Source organism: Stenotrophomonas sp. P5_B8 (assembly GCF_054049855.1).
Genome location: NZ_JBFULO010000280.1, coordinates 1 through 5,027, shown reverse-complemented (window position 1 = coordinate 5,027; position 5,027 = coordinate 1). Strand labels below are relative to the sequence as shown.

6 protein-coding genes are annotated in these 5,027 nt (G+C 70.1%); 2 read left to right on the top strand and 4 right to left on the bottom strand.

All coding sequences use genetic code 11. The features are described 5' to 3' along the window. Nucleotides 1-1,335, bottom strand: a 1,335-nt coding sequence (locus ACXJKH_RS14390; protein ID WP_457320247.1) for an MFS transporter, incomplete at its 3' end; no start/stop codon positions are given. A 90-nt stretch (nt 1,336-1,425) separates the two neighbouring features. On the opposite strand from ACXJKH_RS14390, the gene soxR reads away from it, so the two are divergent. Further along, a complete protein-coding gene (gene soxR / locus ACXJKH_RS14385; protein ID WP_457320245.1) occupies nt 1,426-1,860 on the top strand; it encodes a redox-sensitive transcriptional activator SoxR in 435 nt (144 codons plus the stop codon). Between the two features lie 139 nt (nt 1,861-1,999). Here the strand turns inward: soxR and ACXJKH_RS14380 are convergent, their stop codons facing one another. Then, nucleotides 2,000-2,602, bottom strand: coding sequence for a short chain dehydrogenase (locus tag ACXJKH_RS14380; protein WP_457320243.1), 603 nt, complete (start codon nt 2,600-2,602; stop codon nt 2,000-2,002). A 96-nt stretch (nt 2,603-2,698) separates the two neighbouring features. On the opposite strand from ACXJKH_RS14380, the gene ACXJKH_RS14375 reads away from it, so the two are divergent. Continuing rightward, nucleotides 2,699-3,583: a LysR family transcriptional regulator gene (locus tag ACXJKH_RS14375; protein WP_457320241.1), complete on the top strand. Its 885-nt coding sequence runs from the start codon at nt 2,699-2,701 to the stop codon at nt 3,581-3,583. 340 nt (nt 3,584-3,923) lie between these two features. On the opposite strand, the gene proC is transcribed toward ACXJKH_RS14375, so the two are convergent. Together proC and ACXJKH_RS14365 are read right to left on the bottom strand one after the other, a co-directional pair. Beyond that, nucleotides 3,924-4,745 (bottom strand): pyrroline-5-carboxylate reductase, encoded by an 822-nt coding sequence (gene proC, locus ACXJKH_RS14370; protein ID WP_457320239.1) that lies wholly within the window; start codon nt 4,743-4,745, stop codon nt 3,924-3,926. A gap of 32 nt (nt 4,746-4,777) precedes the next feature. Beyond that, on the bottom strand, nt 4,778-5,027 hold a 250-nt coding region (locus tag ACXJKH_RS14365; RefSeq protein WP_457320237.1), incomplete at its 5' end, for an alanine racemase.

Here is a 5,027-nt window from a genome sequence, read left to right as displayed (position 1 = left end):
CATCAGCATGATTACGTACGTGAGCAGGTAGCCGACCACCACGTTGCCCTGCAGGAACAGCGCGAACAGCGAGCCGGACACCGCCAGCGTGGTGGCCACGGCCAGGGCCTCGCTCAACTGCAGGGCCGAGGTGTTGGCGCCCTGCTGCGCGGGCGGTGACAACGACAGGGTCAGCACCGACAGGCTCGGGTAGATCATGCCCATGCCCAGCCCGGTGATGCTCCACCCGGCCAGCGCGCACCACAGCGGCACCGCCGGTTGCAGGGCCAGCGCGGTGACCACGATGCCCACGCTCATCAGCAGTGCGCCGCCGGTCAGCAGTTGGCGGCGCGACCAGCCGCGGCGTTGATGACCCTGCATCCACGACCCGCTGAACCAGCCCAGCGCGCCCAGGCTCAACGCCACCCCTGCAAACAAGGGACTCAGCCCGCGTTCGCGCTGCAGCAACAACGGCAGGAACGCCTCGCAGCCGAAGAAGGCCGACGCGGCGATGCCACGCAGTGCGATCACGCTGGGCAGGCCACGGCGCAGCCGCAGCGTGCCGGCCGGCAGCAGCTTCCAACTGCACAACGCCAGCAACGCGATCGCTGGCAGCAGCATCGACACCGCTGCCCAGCCGCGCTGCTGGCCGCCGACGTACAGCAGCAGCGCGCCGGCCGAGGCACCGATCGCCCAGCGCACCACCGTGCGGTTGCCCTTTGCCGCCCCGGCCGGGGCGAGGTTGCGCAGGGCAGGGCGCAGCAGCAGGGCGGCGGGAATGGCCAGCAGCGGCACGATCAGGAACACCCAGCGCCAGCCCAGGTGCTGCACGATCAGCCCGCTGATGCCCGGGCCGATCAGCGAGGGCACCACCCAGCCGGCTGAAAACGCGGCGAACACGCGCGGCCGCATCGGCTCGGGGAAGGTCCGCCCGACCAGCACATACAGCGCCACCGAGATCGCCCCTGCGCCCAGCCCCTGCAGCAACCTTCCCAGCACCAGCACCGGCATGTGCTGGGCCAGCCCGGCCACCAGCAGGCCGGCGATGAAGCTGGCCAGGCCCAGCCACAACGGTCGCGCCGGCCCCTGCTGRTCGCTCCAGCGCCCGGCCAGGGTCATGCCGATCACGCTGGTGGCCAGGGTGCCGCCGAACGCCAGGGCATACAGCGGCAGTCCGTCCAGCGCCTGGGCAACGGTCGGCATCGCCGCGGCCACTGCCAGCGCCTCGAAAGCGTGCAGCGACACCAGCGCGACCGTGCCGATGGTGGTGGCGCGATAGGCCGGCGACAGAATCGAGGGGATCGGGGTCTCCACCGCCGGGAGGGCGACGGGTGGGGGTGCGGCATCAACGGACATGCGGATTCCAGACATCGGGGGAAGGACCGGACTTGTAGTGCATCCCGGCGGCGCGCAGGATGCCACCTGAACCAAGGTTGAGGTCAAGCAGTGATCGCGCAGGAACTGAGTGTAGGGGAAGTGGCCAAACGGAGCGGCGTGGCCGTCTCGGCGTTGCATTTCTATGAGCGCAAAGGGCTTATCCGCAGCCTGCGCACGGCCGGCAACCAGCGCCGTTTCGCGCGCGACGTGTTGCGCCGGCTGGCGGTGATCCGCGTCGCCCAGCGCGTTGGCATGCCGTTGGAGGCGGTGGCGACCGCGTTTGCGGCGCTGCCGGAGAACAAGACCCCGACCAAGGCCGAGTGGGCCCGGATGTCGGCGTTGTGGCGCAGCGAACTGGACCAGCGCATCGCGCAACTGCTGCTGCTGCGCGACCAGCTCACCGATTGCATCGGCTGCGGCTGCCTGTCGTTGAAACGCTGTCGCCTGACCAATCCCGAGGACGCACTGGGCGATCAGGGCGACGGCCCCCGCCGCTGGGAGTAGTGCCGGCCGTTGGCCGGCTCTCGTAGTGCCCTCCGTCGTCAGGAGCCGGCCAGCGGCCGGCACTACCGGTCCCGGTATGGCAGGGCATCGAGGTACCCGGCATGTGGGAGGTAGTGCCGGCCGCTGGCCGGCACCGCCCTCACCACACGGTGAACACCTGCCCGCTCTGCACGCCTTCCACGCTGCGCTGGTAGGCCAGCGACGCGCGATGGGCGGTCACCGGTTCGAAGCCGGGGAAGTAGGCGCCGTAATCGTCCATCGATTCGACCAGCACGTTCGGGCTTACCACGTTGATGCGCAGCCCACGCGGCAGCAGTTCGCAGGCCGCGCCGCGCACGAAACCCTCCAGCGCCGCATTGACCGAGGTGGCATTGGCGCCGTCGCGGATCGGCTGCGCGCTGACGATGCCGCTGGTCAGGGTGATTGAACCGCCCGGGTTCAGATGGTGCTGGGCGACCAGGCTCAGCCGGACCTGGCCGAGCAGCTTGTCCTGCAGGCCCAGGTTGAACTGCGTCGGGCTCATCCCGGCCAGCGGGCCGAAATGCAGGCGTCCGGTGGTGGCGATCACCGCATCGACGTTCCCGATCTGCTGGAACAGCGCCTGCACGCTGGCATCGTCGGTCAGGTCGACCTGCGCATCGCCCCCGTGACGGCCGGCGCGGATCAGCTGGTGATGATGGCCCAGCGTGGCGGCTACGGCCTGGCCAAGGGTGCCGCTGGCGCCAACGAGAAGGATCTTCATGGGAGGGGCTTCCGAAAGGTGTGCAGGCAGTCTGCGCCTGGATCGCCGGTTAGGTAACGGGCGTATGCTTTGTAGATTGCAAACCCGTGGTTACCAATGGACACCTTGCGCTGCATGCAGGCCTTTGTCGCCGTGGTCGAACACGGCAGCTTCAATGCCGCCGCCGCGCACATGGCGGTGTCCTCGGTGATGGTCGGCAAGTACATCCAGCAGCTGGAAGCCCACCTCGGGGTGCGCCTGCTGCAGCGGAACACCCGCCGCCAAAGCCTCACCGATGCCGGCCGTAACTATCTGGCCGGCTGCCGCACCGTGCTGGAACAGGTGCAGCAGGCCGAGGCCAGCGTCGAAGGGCTGCAGGCGCAGCCGCAGGGCGTGCTGCGGATCAGCGCACCGGTCACCTGGGGCAGCTGCGTGCTGGCCCCGCTGGTGGCGCAGTACCTGGCCGCCTACCCGCAGGTGACCGTGGGGCTGGACTTGAGCAACCGGCGCGTGGACCTGATCGAAGAACAGTTCGATGCGGTGGTGCGCATGGGCCAGATCGGCTCGGCCGAATGGGTGGCGCGACCGTTACCGCCGTATGCCATGCAGATCTGCGCGGCGCCGTCCTACCTGCAGCGCAAGGGCCTTCCCCAACACCCGGCGGACCTGCGCGATCATGATTGCCTGACCCACCTGGCCTGGCGTGGTGGCCATGGTTGGCGCCTGCGCGGGCATCCCGAGCAGGACTGGTCGGCGCAGTCGCGCCTGCTCTGCAACGACGGCGACGGCCTGCGCCGCGCCGCCCTGGCCGGTGCGGGATTGATCCTGCAACCGGCAGTGTTGCTTGCCGAGGACATCGCCGCCGGGCGCCTGCAACCGGTGCTGGCCGACTACCTGCCCGAGYCGCGCCCGCTGCACCTGGTGTACCTGCCTGATCGCCGGCCAAGACCGAAGCTGTCCAGCTTCGTGGACTTCCTGCTGGCCAACGTCCCGCCACGGTAGAGCCACGCCATGCGTGGCTGCGCTTCGTTCCGGCACCGCGCCAGCCACCCATGGGGTGGCTCTACCCCCGGTCGGGGGGCGGCCAGGTAGAGCCACGCCAWGCGTGGCTGCTTTTCGTTCCGGCACCGCGCCAGCCACCCATGGGGTGGCTCTACCCCGGTCSGGGGKCTGCCAGGTAGAGCCACGCCAWGCGTGGCTGCTTTTCGTTCCGGCACCGCGCCAGCCACCCATGGGGTGGCTCTACCCCGGTCGGGGGYCTGCCAGGTAGAGCCACGCCATGCGTGGCTGCTTTTCGTTCCGGCACCGCGCCAGCCACCCATGGGGTGGCTCTACCGGGGGCTCAGTCGTTCGCGGCCGACAACGCTTGCCCGCGCCGGGTGGCGGCGTCGATCGCGCGTGCCACGATCGCTTCGAAGTCATCGCCCTGGAAGCTCTCGATCGCCGCCTGGGTGGTGCCGTTGGGCGAGGTCACGCGGCGGCGCAGTTCGGTGGGGGCCTCGCCGGATTCGTCCAGCATGCGGCTGGCGCCGAGCAGGGTCTGCACCACCAGCGTGCGCGCCGCATCAGCCGGCAGTCCCTGGGCCACGGCGGCCGCTTCCATCGCTTCGGCAAGCAGGAACACATAGGCCGGGCCGCTGCCGGACACCGCGGTCACCGCGTCCATGCGCGCCTCATCGTCGATCCACACCGTGCGCCCCGCGCTGGCCAGCACCGTGTCGGCCTGCGCGCGCTGGGCGGCACTGACGCCGGCGGTGGCGTACAGGCCGGTCACCCCGGCGCCGAGCAGGGCCGGCGTGTTGGGCATCGCCCGCACCACGGCCGGGTTGCCGCCCAGCCAGCGTTCCAGCTGCGCGCTGGTGATGCCTGCGGCAATCGACAGCACCAGCGGCTGCTTCGCATGCGCCAGGTCCGACAGCGCGGCGCACACATCGCGCAGCACCTGCGGTTTCACCGCCAGCACCCACACCGTGCCTTGGGCGGCGGCCTCGGTGGCGCTGGCGTAGGTCTTCACGCCGAAGTCGGCGGTGAGCTGTTCGCGAAGCCCGGTGACGGGCTCGGCGACATGGATCTGCGCCGGCGCCACGCCTTGTCGGATCAGCCCGGCGATCAGGCTGCGGGCCATGTTGCCGCCGCCGATGAAAGTAAGCGGGGAAGCGCTCATGCGATCTCCTTGGGAATGGGGTTGATGAAGCATCAGGCCGCGCGCGGGCGCGTGCCGAACAGGGCGGTGCCGATCCGCACCATGGTCGCGCCATGGGCGATCGCGTCGGGATAATCCCCGCTCATGCCCATCGACAGCGTATCCACCTGCGGATACGTCGCCGACAGCGATTGGAACAGGTCGCGCATGCGCTCGAAGGCCTGCTGGCGGCGCGCGGCATYGGGCCACGGCGCGGGGATGGCCATGAGCCCACGCAACCGCAGCTGTGGCGCGGCGCTGATC

Excerpts from the sequence above, each read along its gene's own strand:
- ACXJKH_RS14380 (WP_457320243.1), bottom strand. The coding sequence starts at position 2,602 with ATGAAGATCCTTCTCGTTGGCGCCAGCGGCACCCTTGGCCAGGCCGTA.
- proC (WP_457320239.1), bottom strand. The coding sequence starts at position 4,745 with ATGAGCGCTTCCCCGCTTACTTTCATCGGCGGCGGCAACATGGCCCGC.